This window comes from Nocardia sp. CWNU-33 (assembly GCF_046764895.1).
Lineage (GTDB): Bacteria > Actinomycetota > Actinomycetes > Mycobacteriales > Mycobacteriaceae > Nocardia.
Window position 1 is genome coordinate 143,294 of sequence record NZ_JBKOQN010000005.1, and the last position, 21,814, is coordinate 165,107.

A 21,814-nucleotide genomic window follows, 5' to 3' on the forward strand; every position below is an offset into this window, starting at 1 on the left:
GCAGATCTGCGCACGGCCGGTGCCGCGACTGTCGCGATAGGAGTGACTGTGACGTCGGAAACCAGCGCAACCCCCGAGAGACCCGACGAGGCCTGGCCGGTCAGCGCGTATCAGCGCGATGTACTCGGCTTGGCCTTCCGGCTGGCACCGGATCCGGTCGCGCAGCAGACCTACAGCTTCCGCATGGATGAACCGCTGGAGATCGCCAGGCTGCAGGCGTGCTGGGAGCGCGCGCTGATGAGTGACGACGCGCTGCGGCTGCGGTTCTCCTTCGAGGATGGCGAATTCCGCCAGTGGGTGTGCGACGACATTCCCGAGGTCGAGGTGTTCGATCTCACCGATGCGCCGAATCCGGTTGCCGCGGCACAGGAGTGGCTGTGGCGTGCGGTCGCCGACCCGGAGCTGCCCGGTCGGCCCGCGCGGCTCGCCGCGGTGGTGGACCGGCCGGACCGGTTCTGGATGTTCATCTCGGTGCATCACGCGCTGGCCGATGGCTACGGGCTGAATCCACTGATCGCGCTGCTCAACGACAGCTACACCAAGTCCGACGGCGTGCCGCTGGCGGAGCTGGCGAAGCCCGAGTCGCCCACCGAGCACACCGATCGCTCGGTGACCACGTATCGGGCGATCGCCGAGGACGACCGGGCCTACCGCGAGTCCGAGCAGTACACAAGGGATCGCGACGCGCTGCTCACCGCGCTGGACGGGATCGAACCCGCCCTCTTCACCGGCCGGTCGGAGCGGCCGAAAGTCGTGCGCGGGCACTACAGCACGATGATTCCCGGCGACTTCCTCGACCGCATCCGGGCGACCGGCTTCACCGTCTTCGCCTATACGACCGCTGCGGTGGCGGCCTATCTGACGGCGATCCACCGCACCGACCAGGTGGTCATCGGCTGCCCGATGCTCAACCGGCACTCGGCCGAGACCTTCCGTACCCAGGGCCATCGCGCGAATGTCGTCCCGCTGCCGGTACGCGTAGACCGGAACGTGCCGTTGGCGCAGGTTGCGGCGGAGGTCACCCAGCAGATCCGTGGTCTGAAGAAGCATCAGCGGTTTCCCTACGGCGATCTGGCGCGTGCGTTGAACAGCGATCCGTCGGCGCCACCGCTATATGACGTCCAGTACTCCTTCACCAAGCTGCCCGACGCGGATTACGTCCACGACCTCATCTCGAAGTGGACGGTGCTCAATCCCGGCACGGTGTCGGACGCGCTCACCATCGTCGTCGCCGAGGACGGCAGAGACGGATCGATCAATCTCCAGTTGTTCTACGACACGGACGTTTTCACCGAGACCTTCCCGGTCGAATCCGCGCTGCGCAGTGTGGGGGAAATGATCACCGCGGCACTGGACCATCCGGAGATGCCGGTGGGCGCGCTGCCGATGCTGTCCGTGCAGGAGGCCGCGGCAATAGCCGCCTTCGAAACGGGTCCGCGCACCGATTTCCCGTACACCACTCTCGACCGGTTGTTCACCGAACAGGCCGTCGGCAACCCGAACCGCGTTGCGCTGGTGCCTGCCGCGGATTCCGGCGACAAGCCGCTCACCTACGCCGAATTGTCCCGTCGCGTGGATGGTTTCGCCGCCAGGCTGCGCGAGCTGGGCGCCGCGGGCAACGAGTGCATCCCGGTGGTGTTGCCACGATCGACGGACCTGCTGATCTCGGTGCTCGGCATTCTGCGTGCGGGCTGCGCCTATGTTCCGCTCGATCCGGACTATCCGGCGGCGCGCATCGAAACGGTGCTCGCCGACTGCGGCGCCAGGTTCGTGGTCGCCGGCCCCGAGCACGCCTCGGTGTACGCCGGGCTCGGTGTCGCCCGGGTATCGGTGGCGAACACGCCGCCCGCACGTCAGGCCGTCGAAAACATCTCGCACCCGGCCGATCTGAGCTACCTCATCTACACCTCGGGCTCCACCGGCGAGCCGAAGGGCGTGATGATCGAACATCGCTCGGTGGTCAACCGGCTGACCTGGATGCAGCGTCGTTACCCGTTGGCCGCAGGCGACGTCATCCTGCAGAAGACTCCGGTGACCTTCGATGTGTCGGTGTGGGAGTTGTTCTGGTGGGCCATCGCGGGCGCGCGCGTCGCGCTGCTGGCGGCTGGCGGCGAACGGGACCCGCGCCGCATCGTCGATGCCATCGAGACGAACTCGGTGACGGTCATCCACTTCGTGCCGTCCATGCTGGCCGCCTTCGTCGACGAACTTGAGGCCGATCGCACAATCCTGCCGCGCCTCGCGACGCTGCGCCGGGTCTTCTGCAGCGGTGAGGCGCTGGCGCCGGCCCTGCTGCGCCGCTTTCACGCGCTATACGCGGCGGCGCGGACGACCCCGCCGCAACTGGTGAATTTGTACGGCCCGACCGAGGCCACCGTCGACGTCTCGTATTTCGACTGCCCGGACGATGATTCGCTCGCCGTGGTGCCCATCGGCCACCCGATCGACAATATCGATCTGCTGGTGCTCGACGAGGCGGGCCGACGACTGCCCGTCGGGGTGCCCGGCGAACTGAATATCGCGGGCGTCGGTGTGGCCCGCGGCTATCGGGGCCGCCCCGAACTCACCGCGGCGGCCTTCGTCGACGACCGCACGGTGCCGGGCCGTCGCCGTTATCGCACCGGCGACCTGGCCCGCTGGCTGCCCGACGGCACCCTCGAATACCTGGGCCGCTACGACGATCAGGTGAAGGTCCGCGGCAACCGGGTGACCCTCGGCGAGGTCGAGAACGCGATCCTCGGCTGCACTGGTGTGCGGGCGGTCGCCGTTGTCGACGAGCGGTCCGACACCAACGGTGTGCAGCTCGTCGGATACTTCGTCGGCGACGAGATCACCGGCGACGAGATCGCCGATCTGCTCGCCGCTCGACTGCCGCGCTACATGATTCCGACGCGCCTGGTGCGGGTGGATCGGATTCCCCTGACCCGCAACGGAAAACTGGATCGACGCGCGCTGCTCGAGGAGTCCGCCACCGAGCTCACGGGCGTCGGACACCGCGCCGAGCCGCGCACCGCCGTCGAGGCCGAGCTGGTGCAGGTCTGGCGCTCTGTGCTCGGCGTCGACTCGATCGGCGTGCACGATAACTTCTTCACTCACGGCGGTGACTCCATCCTCGCGCTGTCGGTGCGCACCGCCGCCGAGCGGGCCGGCCTGTACTTCGATGTCGACGGGTTCTACGAGAATCCGACCATCGCCGAGCTGGCCGGGATCGTCACCGACGGCCAGGAGGGCACGCGGATTCGGATCGCCGCGGCCTTCGAGACGGTGCCGCTGATCGACCGGGCCGCGCTGTATCAGGCCGAGGACGCATTCCCCGCCACCGCATTACAACTCGGCATGCTCTTCCACAGTATCGAGCGCGCCGATTCGGTCAGCTACAAGGACGTGTTCCGCTACCGGTTCGAGCTGCCGTGGGACGCGGCGGAATTCCGGGTCGCCTTCGATCGGCTGGTGGCGCGGCAGCCCGCGCTGCGGTCCTCGTTCGACCTGAGCAGGTACTCGATCCCGCTGCAGGTGGTGCACACCGCCATCGACTACGAGCTGGAGATTGTCGATCTCACCGGCATCGACTCCACGCTCGCCGATGAGCGGGTCGAGTCCTACTTGCAGGAGCGCAGGCACGCGCAGTACGACATCGCCCGTGCCCCACTGCATGTCGTGCGCGTTTTCCTCCGGCCGGGCGCAGACACCGGGCAGACCGTCGACCTGGTACTCAGCTTCCACCACGCGATCCTCGACGGCTGGAGCGTTGCGACCTCGGTGCTCGAACTACTGCTGGACTATCTGCATCGCCTCGGGCTCGTCGAGTCCGTCCTCGACGACCGCCCGCACTCTTCGACCGTTCTCGCCGAGTACGCACAGGCCGAACAGGCTGCCATTCACGATGATTCGGCGCGCGAGTACTGGCGCACCGCTTTGGCAGACGCGTCGCCGACCGCATTGACGGCGCTGGGCGTCCACCAGGCCGCCGTCACGGCACCACCGCAGGCGCAGGCGTTGGTGCCGCGCAGGCTCGCCGAACGGGTGACCGCGTTCGCCATCCGGAACCAGGTGCCGGAAAAAGCGGTCTATTTGGCCGCGCACTGCCTTGCGTTGCGCACGGTCACCGGCCGTTCCGATGTCACCACGGGCGTCGTCAGTCACGGCCGTCCGGATCGGGCCGGGGCCGAACGCATTGCGGGACTGTTTCTCAACACGCTGCCGATACGGCTGGACGCGTGCGCGGGCACCTGGTGGGAGGCGGTCGAGCAGGTCGCGCGCCGGGAGCGGGAGGCCTATCCGCACCGGCACTACCCGCTGCGGTCCATCCTGGCCGACGGCGGGCCCGCTTTCGAGACGGCGTTCAACTTCGTCAACTACCACGTGTTCGCGCCGATCGCAGGCATCGATGGCGTCCGGTTGCGCGACTTCGATGTTCGCGAGGAGACCAACTTCCAGCTACTGGTTACGGTGGCGACCGATCCGCGCGACGGCCGCATGTGGGTGCGGGTCAACGGCGATCACACCCTGACCAAGGACCAGTGCGAAACCGTCGCGCTGACCCAACTGCGGATGCTGGCAGGCATTGTCGGTGAACCGGATTCGGCGATCGATCGGGGCTCCGGCCCGGCCACCGCCCGCGATGTCGGCACCCTCGTCGCCGATGCCGCCGCGCTCAACCCCGACGCGATCGCGCTGATCGGCGACGACCACACGGTGACCTATGCCGAGCTGATCGAGCACTGCGATCGACTCGTGCAGCGGCTCAGCGGTTTCGGGATAGCGCCCGGCAACCGGATCGGCATCATGATGGGCCGACGCCCGGAGCTCGTGGTGCTCGTGCTCGCCCTCACCAGGATCGGGGCGACTTGCGTGCCGCTCGATGTCAGCTATCCGGGGGCTCGGCTGAACCTGATGATCGACCGGGCCCGCCCGCATCGCGTGATCGCCGACGCGGAATACGCCTGCATCGTCGACGACACCGCCCTGGTGCTCGATACTGCCGCGCTGTTCGACACCGGCGACGTCACCGGTGTGGCACGGGTGGTACCGGATTACGTGTCGCCGGATGCGGTGGCCTATGTGCTGTTCACCTCCGGCTCCACCGGGGAGCCCAAGGGCGTCGCCATGCCGCACCGTGGCCTGACCACGTTGGTGGAATGGCAGAACCGCACACCGTCGGGGATGGGTCTGGCCAGCACCCTGCAATTGGCGCCGTTGAGTTTCGATGTCTCGTTCCAGGAAATCTTCACCACCCTCGCCGCGGGCTCGGCGCTGCGGGTGAGCTCGGTGGATCTGCGGTCGAATGTCGAGGAACTGCTGAATCTTGTTGTCGAGGAGGGCATCGAGCGGCTGTTTCTGCCCTATGTCGCGCTGCAGGCGTTCGCGGAGGCCGTCGTCGCTAAGCGCACGTTCCCGACCAGCCTGAAGGCCCTCGTGTCCTCCGGTGAGCAACTGCGCATCACCGACGAGATCCGCGCCCTGTGCAAGGTGGTGCCCGGCCTGCTGCTGGAAAACCAATACGGCCCCACCGAATCCCACGTGGCCACCAAGTACGCGCTGCTCGGGCCTGCCGATGATTTCCCCGCGCTGCCCGCGATCGGCCGAGCGGTCGACGGCGATACCGCGGAACTGCTCGATGGTGCGCTGCGATCGGTGCCCGACGGGGTGATCGGCGAAATCTATCTGGGCGGTCGTTCGATCGCCAGCGGCTACCACGGTAGGCCGGGCCTGACCGCGCAGCGGTTCGTGGCCACCCACGGCGGCGCGATCGTGTACCGGACCGGCGATCTCGGCGTGCGGTTGTCCTCCGGGGACATCGTGTATCTGGGCCGCAGCGACAGTCAGGTGAAGATCCGCGGCTTCCGGGTCGAACCCGCCGAGGTCGAGCTGTGCATTCTCGGATTCGAGGAATTTCCCGCCATTACCGAGGCGGCTGTGGTCGCCCGCGGCTTCGGCGGTATCGACGGTGCGCTGATCGCCTTCCTGGTCGGTGCGGCCGACCAGACCGATATGGCCGCACTGCGCCACGATCTGCGTGCGGTGCTGCCCGCCCACATGGTGCCGTCGCGGTTCATCTGGCTCGACGAACTGCCCCGTACGCCGAGCGGCAAGCGCGACGACAACGCCCTGCGCGTGATCGTCGAGAATGCCCCCGATTCGGCTGCCGCCCAGCGAGAACCGGCCGACGAATACGAGCGGTCGGCCGTGGAGCTGCTCGCCGAATACGCCGGGCTGCGCTCGATCGGGCTCGATGACGACTTCTTCGCCTCCGGCGGCACCTCTATCGGGGCCATGCGTGTGGTGATGGGATTGTCGCGGCGCTGGGGCGTGGAGGTGCCCCTCGATACGTTCATCGGCGCACCGACCGCGGGCGAGCTGGCTGCACTCATCCGAGCCGGGAACACCCACCGCACCTTCGACCCGGTGGTGCCGATCAGTGGCGGCGCCAAGACGCCGCTGTTCCTTGTGCACCCTATCGGCGGAAATGTGCTGTGCTATTTGGCACTTGCCCGCTACCTCGGCCCGGACCGTCCGGTGTACGGATTGCAGGCGGCAGGTGCCGACTCGGGCAGCACACCCGAGACGTCCATCCCGGCGATGGCGCAGTCCTATCTGGAGGCCATCCGTCGGGTCCATCCGGAAGGCCCTTATCACCTTGCGGGTTGGTCCTTCGGCGGCAATGTCGCGCTGGAGATGGCGCGGCGGCTGCCCGAACACGAGGTCGCCAGTGTGACGCTGCTCGACACGCTCGCATTGCGGCAGCAAGACAGGCGTGCGCCGGTTGCGCAGGAGCAGCTGATCCGCTGGTTCTTCCTCGAACTGCTCTGGTACGCGCGCGGAAACCAGGTCGCACTGGTCGATTTCGAGCCCGAGGTGCACGGCACCGACGAACTGTTCGACGCGGTGCTCGCCGAGACGATCAGATCGGGGATTCTGCCCGCCGACAGCTCCCCGCAGGCCATTCGCAGGCTTTACGACGTGTTCCACGCCAATTACACCGCGCTGCTGGGATACAAGCTCGAGCCCTACGACCGCGACTTCACACTGTTGCGGGCCAGCGAGGGACTGCCGCCCGGCGTCGATGTGGCACATCGGACAGTCGGCAGCATGTTCGACAGCGCGGACAACGGCTGGAAGCGGTACGCAGGACGCCGCTTCACCCAGGTGGCGGTGCCGGGTGACCACCTGCAGATGATGGCCGAGCCGCACATCGGTGTGGTCGCCATGCACTTGGACGCGGCGATGTCGACAGCTGATTCCCGCCTGGATCAGGAGCTCGGCGCGCAGATGCTCGACGCGTGAGCACCGTTCCGACCGCCCGGCCAGGGGTCATGCGCGCAAGGCATGACCTCGGGTGTCGGTGGCCGGGTCCCGCATCGGGTGTCTTCTCTCTCATGAAAAGTGCGGTAGGGGACGACATTTCGATCCGACTAGGGTTCACTGTGGCAGGATCGCCGCGGCCTGACGATGCGGCGCGGCGCACACCCTGCTGCGGATCGGGTCCGGCCCCGTGATGTTGAGGTAGCTAGAGGACAAACCGGTCATCGGTGCTCGCCCTGCCAGCGATGGCCGCAGAACTGTCGGGGCGGTACTCCAGCATGTGCAGGGTGGGCTGTCGTGTGGCCGATTCCGATGTCGGCCTGTGGGTTTCGAGAAGGAGAGTACTGAGCGTGAAGTTCAAGTGGATGGCGGCCGTTGCGGTTGTCATCGCGGGCGTCGGTCTCGTCGGTGTGAGCACCGCGCAGGCAGCCGGGAATGCGGTGCTCGGCGGCAGTTCCGGCCTGGTGTTCGACAACAATTCGGCGTGCTCGCTGACCGCCATCGGTTATGACAGCGCGAATCGGTTGGTCGGCCTGACCGCCGGTCACTGCGCTTCGGCCGGCGCGCGCCTGGCCGCCGAGAAGACGCTGGATGCCGGTGTGATCGGCGTAGTGGCCTACTCGGACAATGGTGAGGGGCTGGACTTCGCGGTCTTGCAATTCGATCCGGCCCTGGTTACCCCGGTGCGCACAGTTGGGCCGACCACTATTTCCGGGCTCGGTGCGGCGCCCGGACCAGGCACCACCGTCTGCACCAGCGGGCGCACCAGCGGATCCGACTGTGGTGTGGTGTGGGGCGGGCTGGAGGGCTCCACCATCAATCAATCCTGCTCGAAGCCTGGCGATTCCGGTGGTCCGGTGACCGTCGGCGATCGACTGGTCGGCATGAACCAGGGCCGACTGACCGGCCTCGGCGGCATCGGCTTCAACGTGCCGTGCGTCGGCGCGGGCAACCCCTTGCACTCACCGGCTTTCTTCGCGCCGATCGATCAGATTCTGGAGGCCGTGAACGCCACCGGTGGCGTGGGGGCCGGATTCCGGCCGTTCTGAACCGGATTCGGAGGGCGACGTCGCCGCCGCGAGCCCACGCAGGGCCGCGGCGGTGAATTCGTCGAGGGGATAGAACAATTCGATAGCGAGCTCCGAGAGCGTGACATCGGCGGGTGCGCCGAAGGTGGCCATGGTGCTGAACATGCGCATCTCGCCGAACGGCGTCCGGATGCGCAGTGGCACCTCGAACGGACTCGGTTGCACCACATCATCGTTCGGTTCACTCGGTGGGTCCGGCAGCCGCGGGTAGGCGGCGACCTCGTCGTAGAGCGCGCGCAACTGTGGGTCACCGCTCGCACTTGCCTGCCGGGCCAGCCGATCCAGGAACAGCTCGCGGACCTGGGTCAGGTTGGCCAGCCGCGCCGACAGCCCGTCCGGATGCAGGACCAGGCGATAGACATTGGGCTGCGGTAGCAGCAACTCTTCCGGAATGCCATGCATCATGACGCCCATGGCCGCGTTGCCGGTGACCACATTCCACAGCCGATCCACCACCACCGCCGGGTACGGCTCGTGCGCGGCGAGCATCGTGTCCAGCGCCGAGCGCACTGCGGCGAGCCCGGCGTCGTCGAGGCTGCTCTCCTGGTAGGCGGGTGCGTAGTCGGCGGCGAGCAACAGGATGTTGCGTTCCCGCAGCGGCACATCCAGGGCTTCGCACAACCGCAGCACCATCGCCCGGCTCGGCTTGGACCTGCCGGTCTCCACATAGGACAGATGCCGGGACGAGGTGTCGGCTGCCAGCGCCAGATCGAGCTGGCTGAGTCTGCGCCGCTGCCTCCAGTCCCGCAACAGGCCACCGACCCGTGAAGGGGTCTCCATCAGATTTTCTGCCGTCCGCGTGCCAACCACGTGACCAGGCTAATCACCGGCGTTTCGGCATTCCATGACCTCCGAGGTTATTGAGACCTTCACCTCAGGTCCGCATGGTGGGTTCCAGGAGCCGACCGGCTCGCAGGGAAACGATCACAGGAGATGGACATGAGCACGCCAAGCCTCGCCGTCACGCCCGCCCTTTCCGGAACACGGGCAGGCGCCGACTATCTGCGCTCCGCGCTGCGGGTGGACGGCTGGAGTACAGGGGGGTTCGGGGTGGTCATGCTCGCCGCAGCAGTCGCGTTGCGTGATCCGCTCGGGCTGCCGACGACGTGGTCGATCCCGTTCGGCATCGCGATGCTCGGTGGCGCGCTCGCGCTGCTGTTGATCGCGGGCTATCCGGATATTTCGCCGCGACAGGCCACCGCTGTCGTGACCGTCAACGCGCTGTCCGCGGTGGGCATGGTGGCGCTGGCGTTCTCGGGTCTGATCGACCTGACCGGGCTCGGTGTCGCGTTCATGCTGATCGGAGCAATCGTTGTCGCGGTGTTCGCCTGCCTCGAGTACGCCGGCCTGCGCCGGGTGGGCCGATGAGGCGAGCCCGATACGCCACGCCGAAATCCGGTCGATCGGATCGAGCCGATCGGCTCAGGGCCGCGATTGCGGTGCGCCGATGTCGTCGACGCCCAGGTTGGCGAGCAATCGAAGATTGTCCTCATCGATGCTGTCCGATTCGGGAGCCAAAGTGATCAGCTCCTGGCCGGAACCGTCCGGCAGCGTGAAGCGCTCCTGATGCAACGTGATCACACCGATCATCGGATGTCGAAAGCGTTGCGATCCGTGACCGCGGACGCTGACATCGGCGGCGGCCCACAGTTCGCTGAACCGGCGGCTGCCGATGGACAGCTCACCGATGAGCGCGGCCAGCTCCGGGTCATCGGGAAACTCACCGGCAGCGTGGCGCAGGTGGGCCACTGTGGCGGCGGTGCACGACGATCGATCGGCGTACAGGTCGAAGCGGTCGGCGTCGAGAAAGATCATCCTGGCCAGATTGCGGTCGTCGACCGGCACCTGGTCCAGATCCCAGTACAGCAGACCGGCCAGCCGGTTGTACGCCAGCACGTCGATGCGGTGGTTGAGGATCATCGCTGGATATTCCGACATCGTGTCGAGGAGTTGACGCAGTTGCGGCCGAATCGTGGCCGGATAGCTGGTCGGCTGCGGCCGACGGTTGCGCTGTTTGGCGAGGTTGTGCAGGTGCGCGCGGGCCACGTCGTCGAGTTGCAGCGCCCGCGACAGTGCATCCAACACCTGCTCCGACGGTTGTGTCGCTCGGCCCTGCTCGAGCCGGGTGTAGTAATCGACGCTCACGCCGGCCAGTTGCGCCAGCTCCTCGCGTCGCAAACCGGCCACCCGCCGGCGGCCACCGATGGTGACGCCGACCGATTCCGGCGGCACGTTCGCTCGACGCAACTGTAGGAACGTGCCGAGGTCGCCGAGATCATCCATGCATCCCAGTATGCGCATGGGCCACTCGGGCCGCTCGTGACGATGGTGGTCCTGCCAGTCCCAGGAACCCTAGTCCGGCGGACAAGCAGTCTCTGGTCGATGCCCGACATCGGACGCAGGATCGGTGGCATGAACGTACTGATCGTCTACGCACACCCTGACCCGAACTCGTTGACCGGCTCCCTGAAGGACCTCGCCGTCAACGTCCTGCGCGCGGACGGCCACGATGTCGTGGTCACCGACCTGTACGCCATGAAATGGCAGGCAGCGGCCGACTACACAGACTTCGACGACATCACCGGTCCGGATTTCATGCATGCCTCCGGCGAGGCCTACCGATCCGGCCGGCTTAGTGAGGACATCCGCGTCGAACAACAAAAGTTGCTCGACGCCGACCTGGTCATCCTGCAGTTCCCGCTGTGGTGGTTCACCATGCCCGCGATCCTCAAGGGATGGATCGACCGAGTGTTCACCTACGACTTCGCGTACGGCGCGAAGGTGCCGCGTTATGGTGCGGGCCCGTTCGCCGGTAAACGTGCCATGGTCGCCACCACCGCAGGCGGCAGGATTGGGCACTACACCGAGCGGGGAGTCAATGGTCCCATCGACGACCTGCTGTTCCCGATCAACCACGGTGTGCTGTCCTTCACCGGGTTCGATGTGCTGCCGCCGTTCGTCGAGCACAGTGCCGTCCACCTGGACGACCAGCGCTACACCGAGATCGCCGAACGTTACCGGCAACGACTCGCGACCGCCTTCACCGCCGAACCGATCCCGTACCGCGCGGAGTCCGGCGGCGACTACACCGGCCTGACATACCAGGACGGTTCGGAGCTGATACCGGGTCGAGAATCTCCCGGCACCAGCGGATTCGCTCTGCACATCGCTGGCCCGGACCGCGGATGACGATCGTGGTCCACTCCTCGAAATAAGCAAGTGCCCGGCGCCGAAGCCCGTCTCTTGATCGCCGCGCTGCTGGTCCGTGGTTATCACGACCACTGTGGACTGCTCGGAGTCATCCTCGGCAGTGCGCCACGGCGATCACGGCACGTCACCCGCAAGTCGCTGAGTTGGCGAAGCGTGCAGTGCTGATTCGAGTTTCGCGAGGAATCGCGGGAAGTGCGGGTCGGGGTCGGGGATGGCGAAGGTGTCGATGTCCCACCAGCGGCCCTCGCTGAATTCTCTGGGGTCCAGGGCATATTCGCGGGAGCGGTCGCCTCGGATGAGATACCAGAGGCTGACGTCCTGGTGTCCGCTGTGGGTTCCGACGGTGGTGGTCACGGTGAGGAACAGCGGTTCGGTTCCGGTGACCGTGAATTCGGCGGGGATGCCCAGTTCTTCGGCGGCCTCGCGGCCCGCGGCGTCGAGTGGGTGTTCGCCCGGGGCGATGTGGCCGCCGGTGGGCAACCACAGGTCCGCGAGGAGGTGGCGTCCGAGGAAGACGGCGCGGGCCTCCGGATCCACCAGGACGACATAGGAGACCAGATGACGCGGGGGCGTATCGGGTTTGACCCGACGGAATACGTCATCGGTCGATTCGAGCCAGGCCAGCGTCTCGGCGATGTGCTGTCGCTCGAGGGTGTCGAATGGTGTGATCGCACGCACGATCTCGGCGACGACGGCGGTCGCGGGGTTCATGGCAGGCAACTGTAGTGCGGGGTGCCGACACCGACTGCCGGTCCATTGGTCACGAGTACAGCCGGGCCTTCTCGCTGGAGTCCTGCTGGTTGACGCACTCCTGATGGTTCGCAACGGAAGGCCTTGGTTCAGCCGAGCCGTCATCGAACATGTAACAGCCCTCGAGCGCTGAATAGCCTCCGGCACCTTTCTTGGTGCCGGAGGCTCTCGTGGTGGCTCACCATCTCAGTACAGGCCGAGCAGCGTGCCCATCCACGTAAGCGCCGCTTCACGATCGTTGCCGGGAATGGAGTGAGTGGCGTACTTCGGTTTGCTGATCCACCGGCGCGAGCCGGAGCCGGTGACAGGGCGCACTGTCCACCAACCCATTTCGCGGTTCAATACGTAGCCTTCTCCTGTGTCGTCCGGATGCAGCCGCCGCCGGGGTCGTGGGCGTGTGAGTGCTCGCACCATGCCGATGACCTGATCGCGCACGCTAACCGGGCCGTCGTAGTCGGCGTAGCGTCGTCCGTTCGGTAAACCCATGTCGTCCCCTATCCGCATTCGTCAGCTGCGACAACCCGTTCCTGGGAGATGGTCTCGATGGGGCCGAATTCCCTGCCCTGGATCGTACCCTTCACCTGGGAGTAACATCCGCCAGAATCCGGGCACACACGGCGCGGTGGCGGTGTAGGTCTGCCGCGCCCACGGCACGAGGCTGGTCTGTACGTGTTGCCCGACGAACTCCCATTCGCCTGAGGTGTTACGCCGCTGCAAGCTCAGGTAGTAAGTGTGGGTCAGGGCGGGGTCGCCGCCATCGGCGGGACGGTCACACTTCGCCCATCCGTCACCGTGGATCTCGGGTCGCACGATCGTCGGCTTGGAGAAGACGAAATCATTGTCGCAAAGGGGCTTTCGCGCCTCGGCGACCAATGGTCGGCTTGGACTGGCGTGCGCGGTGTGGCCGCTCACCAGAGCACCGAAGGCCAGCAGGCTAATGAGTAGGGATGTGAACGGTTTTCGCATGATTCCCCCAATGAATTCAGGCTTCGATCGGACGGTGTCCGTGGTTGGGACAAACCTGGGTGGCGTCGGTGCCCAGGGATGCCGGTAGGTGCTCGCCGGTCTTGATAAGCAGACCAGTCGGTGTCGAATAACGTTGTTCCAGTGGATAATTCGACTGGGCGGTGCCCTTGCCCGATGAGCCCTGTTCACGGTTCCTCGGTATCTACAACGCTGGTCGGCTCGACCCTGGTCGAATTCCCTCGAAGGTCGAACTCGTCCCACTCAGCGTCTGTGTTCGAGACCCACCAGTCGTCTAGCCTCCACGTCTCGCCGTCCGACAGACGCCGATAGATGGGGGCTGTGTTGTCGGGAGCTAGCTCGAGTTTCGCGGCGGTCTCCTGATGGAAGACTGTGAGCTGCTTCTGTAGCCACGGCTCGAGTTTGCCGCGCCGACGCTTCTCATCCTCGGACATCACGACTACGACCCCAGCGGGTTTGGCAGGTCAGTCATGCACAGCAAGGCAGCCCAGAAATCCGAACGCAGCGCGTTCCAGAGATCGCCGTGCCCGGGGAAAGCGTCTCGGGCCTCCCACAGGTTCGGCGGGCCATCGAGTATCACCAGTCCTGGCGTAGCGGCGGGCAGTTCCTCCCCACTGGGCCATCGGTAGGCGGGTGACGCATCCGCGCGGTTCTGGATGTTGATCACCTGGCAGTCGCGACGCGTGAGCCGCCACGTTGCGACCTTCCGGCCGTCTGGTGATTCGGTGGTACGCATCCGGTCTCGGTTCAGCACGCCATCTCGCCGTTCGTGTGCCCGATGCTGGGGGTTGGTTCTTCACCCCAGCACCGGGACGATTCTGTGGGCGCGGTCTGATCGGCCCACTCCTGAACAGCAACGGCAAAGCGCTCGGTCACTTCCATTGGCAGTGATCGCCATCCTCGTACGTCATGCTGGTTAGGGCCGACGGTCGGGCTTCGGTGCGGCAGTTCTCTCGCAGTCATGGTCTGTCCCCTAATTGCTGCGGATGTTGGGGCACCGACGTCAGGGACTACGACGGCAGTCGGTTCAACCTGGCGCCGGGTACCGACTACAACCATGTCGCGGAGCGCCACCTGCGTTGAAGTGGCAACGACAGTGGCATCACGTCCTGCTCCGATTTCGTCAGCAGAAGCGACCGCCGGGTAGTGGCATCAGGGGTGGCATCCGTGCCACGCCAGGACGTATCGCTTTCGTCCTGGCTGCGGGCGGGGAATGATCGAAGTATGAGCAGCGGGACCGGCGACCTGATCCGCCAACTTCGCTTGGCTAAGGGCTGGTCGCAGGGAAGACTGGCCGATGAACTGTGCAAGGCATCTGGTGCCAACATCAGCCGTGAGTACATTTCCCGGCGTTGGGAGTCCAGCGCCACCGAGCCCTCTGCGTTTTGGCTGCGTCATCTTGCGGCGGTACTGGATTGCCCCCCTGAGCTGTTGGAGGCGAACGTGAACCGTCGCGAGTTCCTCAGTCACCTAGCTGCCACGTCCGTAGCGCCCGTGGTGGCGTCCGACCTCTTGGCGCAAGGGTTCTCGGCTCGCTTGAACCCGGCGCGGCCGGGTATCGAGGAGTGGGAAGACCGACTCGTCACCTACGGCCGGGACTACATGAGCGCGGGGGGTGCTGAGATACAACGACGTTTGGCGGCGGACATGATCGTGCTTCAACAGCAGTTGGACTCGCCCCGGATGTGGTCCATCGCTGCGCGTCTGATGACGTTGTACGCCAAGACCTTTCCCGGCAGCGACGGGCGCAAGGCGATCAACTGGTATTCGATGGCCGCAGCAGCGGCCGACAGATCGGAAGACGCGGATATCCGGGTATGGGTCCGTGGACGTGCGGCGATCGCATTGGGCTACGAGGGTGCAGCACTGCCGGTAGCGCACCGATTCGCCGACCAGGCGTTGGCTATCAGTGACCGCCCTGGTTTGGGCCGATTGAACGCGCTCTGGGGCAAGGCCCATGCCGCTGCACTCCAGGGCGACACGGCGACGGCACGTGGGCTGATCGACACGGGCCGTAGGGAATTCGACCGCTCAGGGTCCGACGATCAGGCGAGCGACTACGCGGTCCCTTGGTGGCGGGTGAACGTCTTTCTTTCCCTGCTGGCTGCCCGCCTCGGCGAGGAACGGGTCGCGGTGGCGGCCCAGGACGCGGCGAGGGCGGATCTGCCGGAGTCGCTGCCTCGGTTCCGCACGCACCTGGACATGCACCAAGGGCTGATGCTGGTTCGCGACGGCGACCGCACTGAGGGTGTGAAGCTGGCACGGGCCGCACTGGATGCGTTACCGCCAGAGAAGCATTCGCTCACGCTACGAATGCTCATGGACGAGATCGCTGACCCCGCAACGGCCTCCGCACGCGGGTAGGGAGTGCGTCTCGGTCACACCTTCAGTGGCAATACTCACTGTTGGAGTGGGATGTAAAACTCGACAATCGAGTAGGCGGACAGCACCGCCGCGGCGGTGTTCGGGTGCCGCGCCCGTAGTGTCTGATCGTCATCAGCACAGTCCGGCCAACTTGTAGAGCACCAGTGACCCCGCGACCGCCACATTGAGGCTGTGGCCGGTCCCGACCATCGGTATTTCGACGGCGACATCGAGAAGTTCGAGTCCCTCAGGCGGTATACCGCTGCTTTCGTGACCGAGCACGATGACGGTGCGCTTGCGGGCGGCGGGGAGGTCGGCCAGGCGGATGGACTCGTCGGTGAGCTCGACGCCGACGATTGCGGAACCGCCGGTGCGTTGGCGATCCAGCCACCGTTCCACGCGACCGTCGATCCAGTGCACACACTGCCGGTGGCGCAGGGTGTTGCCCTGGGCGAGCGCATCCGGTACCCACGGTCGCCGCGGCACCGCCAGGCATGCGCCGACCGCATCGCAGGTGCGCAGCAGGGTGCCGAGGTTGACGCCGTGCATCGGCCACAGCGGCGCGATGAGCAGGTGGTTCCAGCAGCCGTGCGCCCGCCGCCTGCGTTGGCGACGGAGTTCGGGGCGGGTCCGGACCCGCGCGGCGGTCAATGAAGGACGGGAAGGTCCTTCCCTGGGAGTGCGGGGGAGACAACGAGATTCATCGTGAGGATGCTTCGCGGCGCATCTGGGCCATCGTTGGTGGTGGCCGACGAACCGGCCGAACCGTACCGCTCCAGCATACCGACGTCGAGACCACCGGCAAAGCCCCGACACCGGGCTCGGTCACGGACGCAGCACCGAGACCAGGAATTCCGTCTGGTCGTAGACCGCCAGCTCGAAGTGGTCGTCGAAGTAGACGTCGAAATGCCCTATCGGATAACGCTTCACGACGGCGTGCTTGGTGCGTTCCGCGGCGCGCAGCGTCGGTTTGATCGGGGCGATCGAGTCGTTGTCGGCGACGATGTACATGACCGGCATCTTCAGCGACTTGGCTCGGCGGCCGGGGGAGTCGAACAGCGTCGACAGTGCGACCCGGGCCGCGACTTTCGGTTCGTAGCTTTCACTTTCGTCGGCGAGCCTGCCGAAACCCTCCAGCACATCCGGCGCACTCATCAGTGCGGCGGCGCGCTTGCGGCCCGCGAGTCGGATGCGCACCGGCTTGCGGCGCAGCGATCCGACGAGCAGGTCGGTGGCGGCGATGGTGGCTACCTTGGTCAGGCTGGTCGGGCCCTTCGCCAAGGCCGAGGCCAGGCCGCTGGTGAAGGGGACCTGCGCCACGACGGCCGCGATGTAGTCGTCGTCGGGCGCCACCGACAGCACATGGCCGCCGCCGAAAGAGGTGCCCCACAGGGCAATTCGGGTCGCATCGATACCGCGCAGCGTGCGCGCATAGGCAATGGCCGCCCGCCAGTCTTCGCGCTGGCGGGCGATGTGTAGTAGCTGGCGTGGTGAACCCTGGCTGGCGCCGAAATGCCGGTAGTCGAACACCAGCACGGCCATTCCCGCGGCGGCGAACCGGCGCGCGTACCTGTCCAATCCCATTTCTCGATTGGCCCCCAGACCGTGCCCCATGATCACCAGCGGGCGGGGCTTGGGGACGCCGTCGGGTGGATACAGCCAGGCGGCGCAATGCTCGCTACCCGAAGGAAAACTGACCTCGACACGTTCCATGGCACCCCACCGTACTGTTCTGCTCCGACCAGCTGCGAGGTCAGGCCCGGGAACAACGTACCCTGGACGCCGCGGACGAGTTGGCCGGGCGACCGCGGCGATGGGAACGGGCACAGCTGTGCCGCCGCCCATCGCCGAGGAAAGTCCGGACTCCACAGAGCAGGGCGGTTGCTAACGGCAACCCGGGGTGACCCGCGGGACAGTGCCACAGAAAACAGACCGCCGATGCGCGAGCGTCGGTGAGGGTGAAACGGTGCGGTAAGAGCGCACCAGCGCCCCGGGTGACCGGGGCGGCTCGGTAAACCCCGCCCGGAGCAAGGTCGAAGGTCGCATCGCGTGCGGTGCGGCTGCGCAGGTGTTCGAGGGCTGCTCGCCCGAGCCTGCGGGTGGACCGCTCGAGGCACCCGGCAACGGTGTGTCCAGATGGATGGTCGTCACCCGGTGTGAACCGGGGACAGGATCCGGCTTACAGGCCAACTCGTCCGCCCGCACGGTGCCATGATGGAAGTGAGCCGCGAGACCGGGTTCCGGCGTGGCAGACGATTCGCCTTGGCGGTGCAGTTATGGACATTCTTACCCTCATCGGCAGCATTTTCGGTATAGGAGCGGTCGTCGGCGGTGTCCTGACCGCCATGAGTGCGCGGATCGTCACCCAGTACGAGAAGGGGCTGGTTTTCCGGTTCGGTCGGGTCGCGGGGACGCGGGATCCCGGGCTGCGCATGTTGATTCCGTTCATCGATCGGATGCGCAAGGTCTCCATCCAGATCATCACCATGCCGGTGCCCGCGCAGGACGGCATCACGCGCGACAACGTGACGGTGCGGGTGGACGCGGTGGTGTATTTCCGGGTGATCGACCCCGTCGCCGCCGTCATCGAGGTGCAGAACTATCTGTTCGCGGTCGGCCAGGTAGCCCAGACCTCGCTGCGCTCGATCATCGGCAAGAGCGAACTCGACGATCTGCTCTCGAATCGGGAGCAGCTGAACAAGGGGCTCGAGCTCATGATCGACAGTCCGGCCCTGGCGTGGGGCGTGCACATCGACCGGGTGGAAATCAAGGATGTGGCGCTGCCGGATGCGCTGAAGCGCTCGATGTCGCGGCAGGCGGAAGCGGAGCGGGAACGCCGGGCCAGGGTCATCTCGGCGGAGGGCGAGTTGCAGGCGGCGCAGATGCTGGCCCAGGCGGGCGCCCAGATGTCGGAACATCCCGCGGCATTGCAACTGCGGCTTCTGGAAACTGTTGTCCAGGTCGCGGCGGAGAAGAACTCGACGCTGGTGCTGCCGTTCCCGGTGGAGCTGCTGCGCTTTCTCGAGCGCAGTAGCCCACCGGCGCAACGTCAGGACGACACACCCGCGGCGGGCCAGGACGGAACTCATACGTAACACCGGAGGCGTATACCGATACAGGTACCGCGCGCCTCGATGGTGTGCGGCACGATCCCTCCATCGGTAGCACAACGTAAAGGACCGGACCGATGTCCGTGCTTATCCCTTTGATCGCCATCATCGTCATGATCACGGTGGGCTACGTATTGAAGTACCTGCCGAATTATCTGCCCTGGAACAAATAGTTCAGCAGAGCAGTTTGGCCATCTGATAGATGGCCTGCGCCTCTTCCTTGCTCGCCTCGACCGATCCGGTCTTGGTGTGCTTGATGATGTTCTGCACAACGGCGTCCTCCGACTTGCCGTCCTTGACGTCTTTGCAGGTTTCGACGAGGACGTCGCGAATCTTGTTGTTGTCTTTGCCGTCGGCGAGTTTGGGGAAGGCGGTGCGGAAGCTCACCACAAAGGTGCCCGCTTTGATGTTGTCGGGGGCGTCGCCGGCCGCGGCGGACGATCCGGCGCTCGCCGTGGTCGAAGAGGCGGCGCTGCCTGCTGTGTCGTCGTTGCAGCCTGCGAGAAGCAGGGTGAAGAGGGTGGCGCTGGCCGCGATAGCGGCGGAGGTTCTTTGCACGGAGCGGGATGCTAGCGGCACTTGACGAACGTCGCCTCCCATGTGGTTAACGGGAGGCGACGAAGCCGTGCGGGAGACGGTGAGGTCAGGCCGGCGAGATTGTGAAGACCTGAGCCCAGTACGCGGCCTGTTCCGGGCCGAGCAGTGGCATCAGGTAGTCGAAAAGCAGCGATGACATGAGTGCGTAACTCCCAATTGTCGACGTACGGATACTTCGAAATGTGCGGGAATATCGAACCCCCGCTACGCCCGGCAACCCTAGCAGTCGGCCGCGATGGGCGGCGGCTCGGCGTGTCCGGCATGGCGATTCGTCCGGAACTGGCTAATAACGTGAGCGACGTCATAGAGTGGTCGCCGTTGGCAAGGCCCGTTGCCGGGCAGCAGCGGGCCGTACATTCTTCGATCGCGGAAGCAGGTCTCAACTCTATGCGGGTAGTTCGTTCACTGGTCGCCGGCGCTTTGATCGCCGGGGCTGCATCGGTTTTCGCAGTGTTTGGCGCCGGGTCCGCTAGTGCGGTCGCGGTGACCCCGTTGGCGGGCGGGGTCCAGGTGGACCTCAGCCCCGCCGACACGGCCTGGGTGCACCAGAGTCATATCGGGAGGGCGATCGCCGGCCTGCCGCATCCGTCGGCGGCGTCGTTCGGCCAGGCGCTCGACGCGGCGGCCGGAGTGTCGTCGAGTGTTCCCAACGGTCGGGTGACTTTCACCATGTACGGCCCGTTGAATGAATTGAACGGCACCATGCTGGCGCTGCAGTAGAGCCCACCGACAGCGTGGAACTTCACCAACGGATCGTGTCGGCGCCGGTTGATTTCGGCGCCATCCGTTCCGAATTCGGATTGGCCTCGGCGTATCCCGCCGAGGCCTCCACGGAAGCCCGCGACGCGGTCGACGCGTTCGCGGGCAACCGCATCGATCGCACCGATATCCCCTTCGTGACGATCGACCCGCCGGGTGCGATGGATCTCGACCAGGCACTGCACCTGGACCGCACCGATTCCGGCTTCACACTGCACTACGCCATCGCCGATGTCGGCGCTGTGATCGTGCCGGGCGGTGCGCTCGACACCGAGGCCGTCGCTCGGGGCCAGACCTTCTATCTGCCGGACAGCACCGTGCCACTGCATCCGCCGGTGCTCTCCGAGAATGCCGCGAGCCTGCTGCCCGAGCAGACCAGGCCCGCCGCGCTGTGGACCATCGAACTGGACGAGAACGCCGAACCACAGCGGTGCTCGGTGGTGCGCGCGCTCATTCGGTCCCGAGCCAGGCTCGACTACGCGAGTGTGCAAGCCGACGCCGACGCAGGTCGCCTGCACCCCTCGATCGCGGCCCTGCCGGAATTCGGCACGCGGCGCATCGAGGCGGGGCTCGCCCGCGGCGCGATCGGACTGCGCTTGCCCGCACAGAGCGTGATCAGCGACGACAAGGCCGACGGGCATTGGCGACTGGTGCTGGAGCCGCGCACCGCCGCTGACGACTGGAACGAGCAGGTGTCGCTGCTGACCGGGATGTGTGCGGCCAGGATCATGCTCGACAGGACGACTCCGTCGGGTGAACGCATCGCACTGCTGCGCACTATGCCGCCGCCGCCCGACTCGGCGATCACATCGATACGCAGGACCGCCGCGGCCTTGGGGATCGCCTGGCCTGCCCAGGAGTCGGTCGGACGCATGCTGGCCGGACTCGACCCGAACACGCCCGCTGCCCTTGTGCTCATGTCGGAGGCCACCGGGCTGCTCCGCGGGGCCGCGTACACCGTGCTGGACGGGGCCGTCGCAGACGGATCTGCCGGGTCTGCCGCAGCACCTTCGAACGGCGTGCCGCCGAGCCCAGCACAAGGGGAGGTCGAGCCCGCTGCGGGGCCGAGGGCCGAACAGTCGAACAGCAGGCGGTCCAACTCCGGGGCGAACACCAGGCAGTCGGCCGACCAGCCGAATAACCTGCAGCACAGCGCGATCGGCGCACCGTACGCGCATGTGACCGCGCCGCTGCGTCGACTCGCCGACCGGTTCGCCACCGAGATCTGTCTTGCCCTGTGTGCGGGAACCGAAGTACCGCAATGGGTTCGAGACGGCCTGTCACCCACCGCCGAGTCGATGCGGCGCAGCGACGCCCTCGCGAACAAGGTGGAACGTGCGTGCATCGACCTGACCGAGGCGACCCTGCTCGCCGAGCGCAGCGGTGCGGAGTTCGACGCGGTGGTGATCCGTGAAGCCAACGGCAGCCGTCCCGCCGAGGTGTTCATCGCCGACCCGCCGGTCGCGGGACCCTGTGTCGGCTCACCACCGGAAGGTGCGGCCGTGCGCGTTCGGTTGGTTTCCGCGGACCCGGCCACTCGCAAGATCAGCTTCGCCTTCCCGGTCTGAACCGGAACCGCGAAGTACGCCGAACGACTCCGAGCACCGAGCGAGCGCGGTCGATCCGGGCCAGGTGTGCGGGGAACCCGAC

The 21,814-nt window shown here is 66.3% G+C and carries 17 protein-coding genes and 1 other RNA gene; 9 read left to right on the forward strand and 9 right to left on the reverse strand.

The window, feature by feature from the left end; translation table 11 throughout:
- Positions 1–48 precede the first annotated feature (48 nt).
- Entirely contained in the window at positions 49–7,284 is a 7,236-nt protein-coding gene (locus ACLMAL_RS08455; RefSeq protein WP_411998565.1) for an amino acid adenylation domain-containing protein, read from the forward strand.
- A 368-nt stretch (positions 7,285–7,652) separates the two neighbouring features.
- Positions 7,653–8,351 carry a trypsin-like serine protease gene (locus tag ACLMAL_RS08460; protein WP_411998566.1) on the forward strand — a complete coding sequence of 233 codons (699 nt, stop codon included), beginning with the start codon at positions 7,653–7,655 and terminating at the stop codon, positions 8,349–8,351.
- On the opposite strand, the gene ACLMAL_RS08465 is transcribed toward ACLMAL_RS08460, so the two are convergent.
- Positions 8,265–9,170: a helix-turn-helix domain-containing protein gene (locus ACLMAL_RS08465; RefSeq protein ID WP_411998567.1), complete on the reverse strand. Its 906-nt coding sequence runs from the start codon at positions 9,168–9,170 to the stop codon at positions 8,265–8,267. The two genes, ACLMAL_RS08460 and ACLMAL_RS08465, sit on opposite strands and share 87 nt — an antisense overlap.
- 159 nt (positions 9,171–9,329) lie before the next feature.
- Here ACLMAL_RS08465 and ACLMAL_RS08470 point away from each other — a divergent pair, with 159 nt between their 5' ends.
- On the forward strand, positions 9,330–9,758 hold the full coding sequence (locus ACLMAL_RS08470; protein WP_411998568.1) for a hypothetical protein: 429 nt from the start codon (positions 9,330–9,332) through the stop codon (positions 9,756–9,758).
- A 54-nt stretch (positions 9,759–9,812) separates the two neighbouring features.
- On the opposite strand, the gene ACLMAL_RS08475 is transcribed toward ACLMAL_RS08470, so the two are convergent.
- Positions 9,813–10,673 (reverse strand): helix-turn-helix transcriptional regulator, encoded by an 861-nt coding sequence (locus ACLMAL_RS08475; RefSeq protein WP_411998569.1) that lies wholly within the window; start codon positions 10,671–10,673, stop codon positions 9,813–9,815.
- Positions 10,674–10,802: 129 nt separating this feature from the next.
- On the opposite strand from ACLMAL_RS08475, the gene ACLMAL_RS08480 reads away from it, so the two are divergent.
- Positions 10,803–11,579: an NAD(P)H-dependent oxidoreductase gene (locus ACLMAL_RS08480; RefSeq protein WP_411998711.1), complete on the forward strand. Its 777-nt coding sequence runs from the start codon at positions 10,803–10,805 to the stop codon at positions 11,577–11,579.
- Between the two features lie 135 nt (positions 11,580–11,714).
- Here ACLMAL_RS08480 and ACLMAL_RS08485 read toward each other — a convergent pair whose 3' ends face one another.
- The 4 genes from ACLMAL_RS08485 to ACLMAL_RS08500 form a co-directional block, all read right to left on the reverse strand.
- The gene (locus ACLMAL_RS08485) at positions 11,715–12,311 is read right to left on the reverse strand and encodes an NUDIX hydrolase (RefSeq protein ID WP_411998570.1); all 597 of its coding nucleotides are present in this window, start codon (positions 12,309–12,311) and stop codon (positions 11,715–11,717) included.
- Positions 12,312–12,536: 225 nt separating this feature from the next.
- Positions 12,537–12,836 (reverse strand): hypothetical protein, encoded by a 300-nt coding sequence (locus tag ACLMAL_RS08490; protein ID WP_411998571.1) that lies wholly within the window; start codon positions 12,834–12,836, stop codon positions 12,537–12,539.
- Positions 12,837–13,501: 665 nt separating this feature from the next.
- Positions 13,502–13,768 (reverse strand): hypothetical protein, encoded by a 267-nt coding sequence (locus ACLMAL_RS08495; RefSeq protein WP_411998572.1) that lies wholly within the window; start codon positions 13,766–13,768, stop codon positions 13,502–13,504.
- Positions 13,769–13,773: 5 nt separating this feature from the next.
- Positions 13,774–14,070 carry a hypothetical protein gene (locus tag ACLMAL_RS08500; RefSeq protein WP_411998573.1) on the reverse strand — a complete coding sequence of 99 codons (297 nt, stop codon included), beginning with the start codon at positions 14,068–14,070 and terminating at the stop codon, positions 13,774–13,776.
- Positions 14,071–14,558: 488 nt separating this feature from the next.
- On the opposite strand from ACLMAL_RS08500, the gene ACLMAL_RS08505 reads away from it, so the two are divergent.
- On the forward strand, positions 14,559–15,698 hold the full coding sequence (locus tag ACLMAL_RS08505; RefSeq protein ID WP_411998574.1) for a helix-turn-helix domain-containing protein: 1,140 nt from the start codon (positions 14,559–14,561) through the stop codon (positions 15,696–15,698).
- A 132-nt stretch (positions 15,699–15,830) separates the two neighbouring features.
- Here the strand turns inward: ACLMAL_RS08505 and ACLMAL_RS08510 are convergent, their stop codons facing one another.
- On the reverse strand, positions 15,831–16,349 hold the full coding sequence (locus ACLMAL_RS08510; protein ID WP_411998575.1) for a TrmH family RNA methyltransferase: 519 nt from the start codon (positions 16,347–16,349) through the stop codon (positions 15,831–15,833).
- 174 nt (positions 16,350–16,523) lie between these two features.
- Entirely contained in the window at positions 16,524–17,411 is an 888-nt protein-coding gene (locus ACLMAL_RS08515) for an alpha/beta hydrolase (protein WP_411998576.1), read from the reverse strand.
- Between the two features lie 76 nt (positions 17,412–17,487).
- Between ACLMAL_RS08515 and rnpB the strand changes: the two genes are divergently transcribed.
- Both rnpB and ACLMAL_RS08525 read left to right on the forward strand, forming a co-directional pair.
- Positions 17,488–17,896: RNase P RNA component class A (gene rnpB / locus ACLMAL_RS08520), an RNA gene on the forward strand.
- A gap of 78 nt (positions 17,897–17,974) precedes the next feature.
- The gene (locus tag ACLMAL_RS08525; protein WP_328411187.1) at positions 17,975–18,793 is read left to right on the forward strand and encodes a slipin family protein; all 819 of its coding nucleotides are present in this window, start codon (positions 17,975–17,977) and stop codon (positions 18,791–18,793) included.
- 189 nt (positions 18,794–18,982) lie between these two features.
- Here the strand turns inward: ACLMAL_RS08525 and ACLMAL_RS08530 are convergent, their stop codons facing one another.
- Entirely contained in the window at positions 18,983–19,366 is a 384-nt protein-coding gene (locus ACLMAL_RS08530; protein ID WP_406237674.1) for a hypothetical protein, read from the reverse strand.
- Positions 19,367–19,666: 300 nt separating this feature from the next.
- On the opposite strand from ACLMAL_RS08530, the gene ACLMAL_RS08535 reads away from it, so the two are divergent.
- Together ACLMAL_RS08535 and ACLMAL_RS08540 are read left to right on the forward strand one after the other, a co-directional pair.
- Positions 19,667–20,125: a hypothetical protein gene (locus ACLMAL_RS08535; RefSeq protein ID WP_411998577.1), complete on the forward strand. Its 459-nt coding sequence runs from the start codon at positions 19,667–19,669 to the stop codon at positions 20,123–20,125.
- 14 nt (positions 20,126–20,139) lie between these two features.
- The gene (locus tag ACLMAL_RS08540) at positions 20,140–21,732 is read left to right on the forward strand and encodes an RNB domain-containing ribonuclease (RefSeq protein WP_411998578.1); all 1,593 of its coding nucleotides are present in this window, start codon (positions 20,140–20,142) and stop codon (positions 21,730–21,732) included.
- The last annotated feature ends 82 nt before the right edge of the window (positions 21,733–21,814 follow it).

Excerpts from the sequence above, each read along its gene's own strand:
- ACLMAL_RS08465 (WP_411998567.1), bottom strand. The coding sequence starts at position 9,170 with ATGGAGACCCCTTCACGGGTCGGTGGCCTGTTGCGGGACTGGAGGCAG.
- ACLMAL_RS08515 (WP_411998576.1), bottom strand. The coding sequence starts at position 17,411 with ATGGAACGTGTCGAGGTCAGTTTTCCTTCGGGTAGCGAGCATTGCGCC.
- ACLMAL_RS08505 (WP_411998574.1), top strand. The coding sequence starts at position 14,559 with ATGAGCAGCGGGACCGGCGACCTGATCCGCCAACTTCGCTTGGCTAAG.
- ACLMAL_RS08525 (WP_328411187.1), top strand. The coding sequence starts at position 17,975 with ATGGACATTCTTACCCTCATCGGCAGCATTTTCGGTATAGGAGCGGTC.
- ACLMAL_RS08470 (WP_411998568.1), top strand. The coding sequence starts at position 9,330 with ATGAGCACGCCAAGCCTCGCCGTCACGCCCGCCCTTTCCGGAACACGG.
- ACLMAL_RS08480 (WP_411998711.1), top strand. The coding sequence starts at position 10,803 with ATGAACGTACTGATCGTCTACGCACACCCTGACCCGAACTCGTTGACC.
- ACLMAL_RS08475 (WP_411998569.1), bottom strand. The coding sequence starts at position 10,673 with ATGGATGATCTCGGCGACCTCGGCACGTTCCTACAGTTGCGTCGAGCG.
- ACLMAL_RS08495 (WP_411998572.1), bottom strand. The coding sequence starts at position 13,768 with ATGTCCGAGGATGAGAAGCGTCGGCGCGGCAAACTCGAGCCGTGGCTA.
- ACLMAL_RS08485 (WP_411998570.1), bottom strand. The coding sequence starts at position 12,311 with ATGAACCCCGCGACCGCCGTCGTCGCCGAGATCGTGCGTGCGATCACA.
- ACLMAL_RS08500 (WP_411998573.1), bottom strand. The coding sequence starts at position 14,070 with ATGCGTACCACCGAATCACCAGACGGCCGGAAGGTCGCAACGTGGCGG.
- ACLMAL_RS08490 (WP_411998571.1), bottom strand. The coding sequence starts at position 12,836 with ATGGGTTTACCGAACGGACGACGCTACGCCGACTACGACGGCCCGGTT.
- ACLMAL_RS08535 (WP_411998577.1), top strand. The coding sequence starts at position 19,667 with ATGGCGATTCGTCCGGAACTGGCTAATAACGTGAGCGACGTCATAGAG.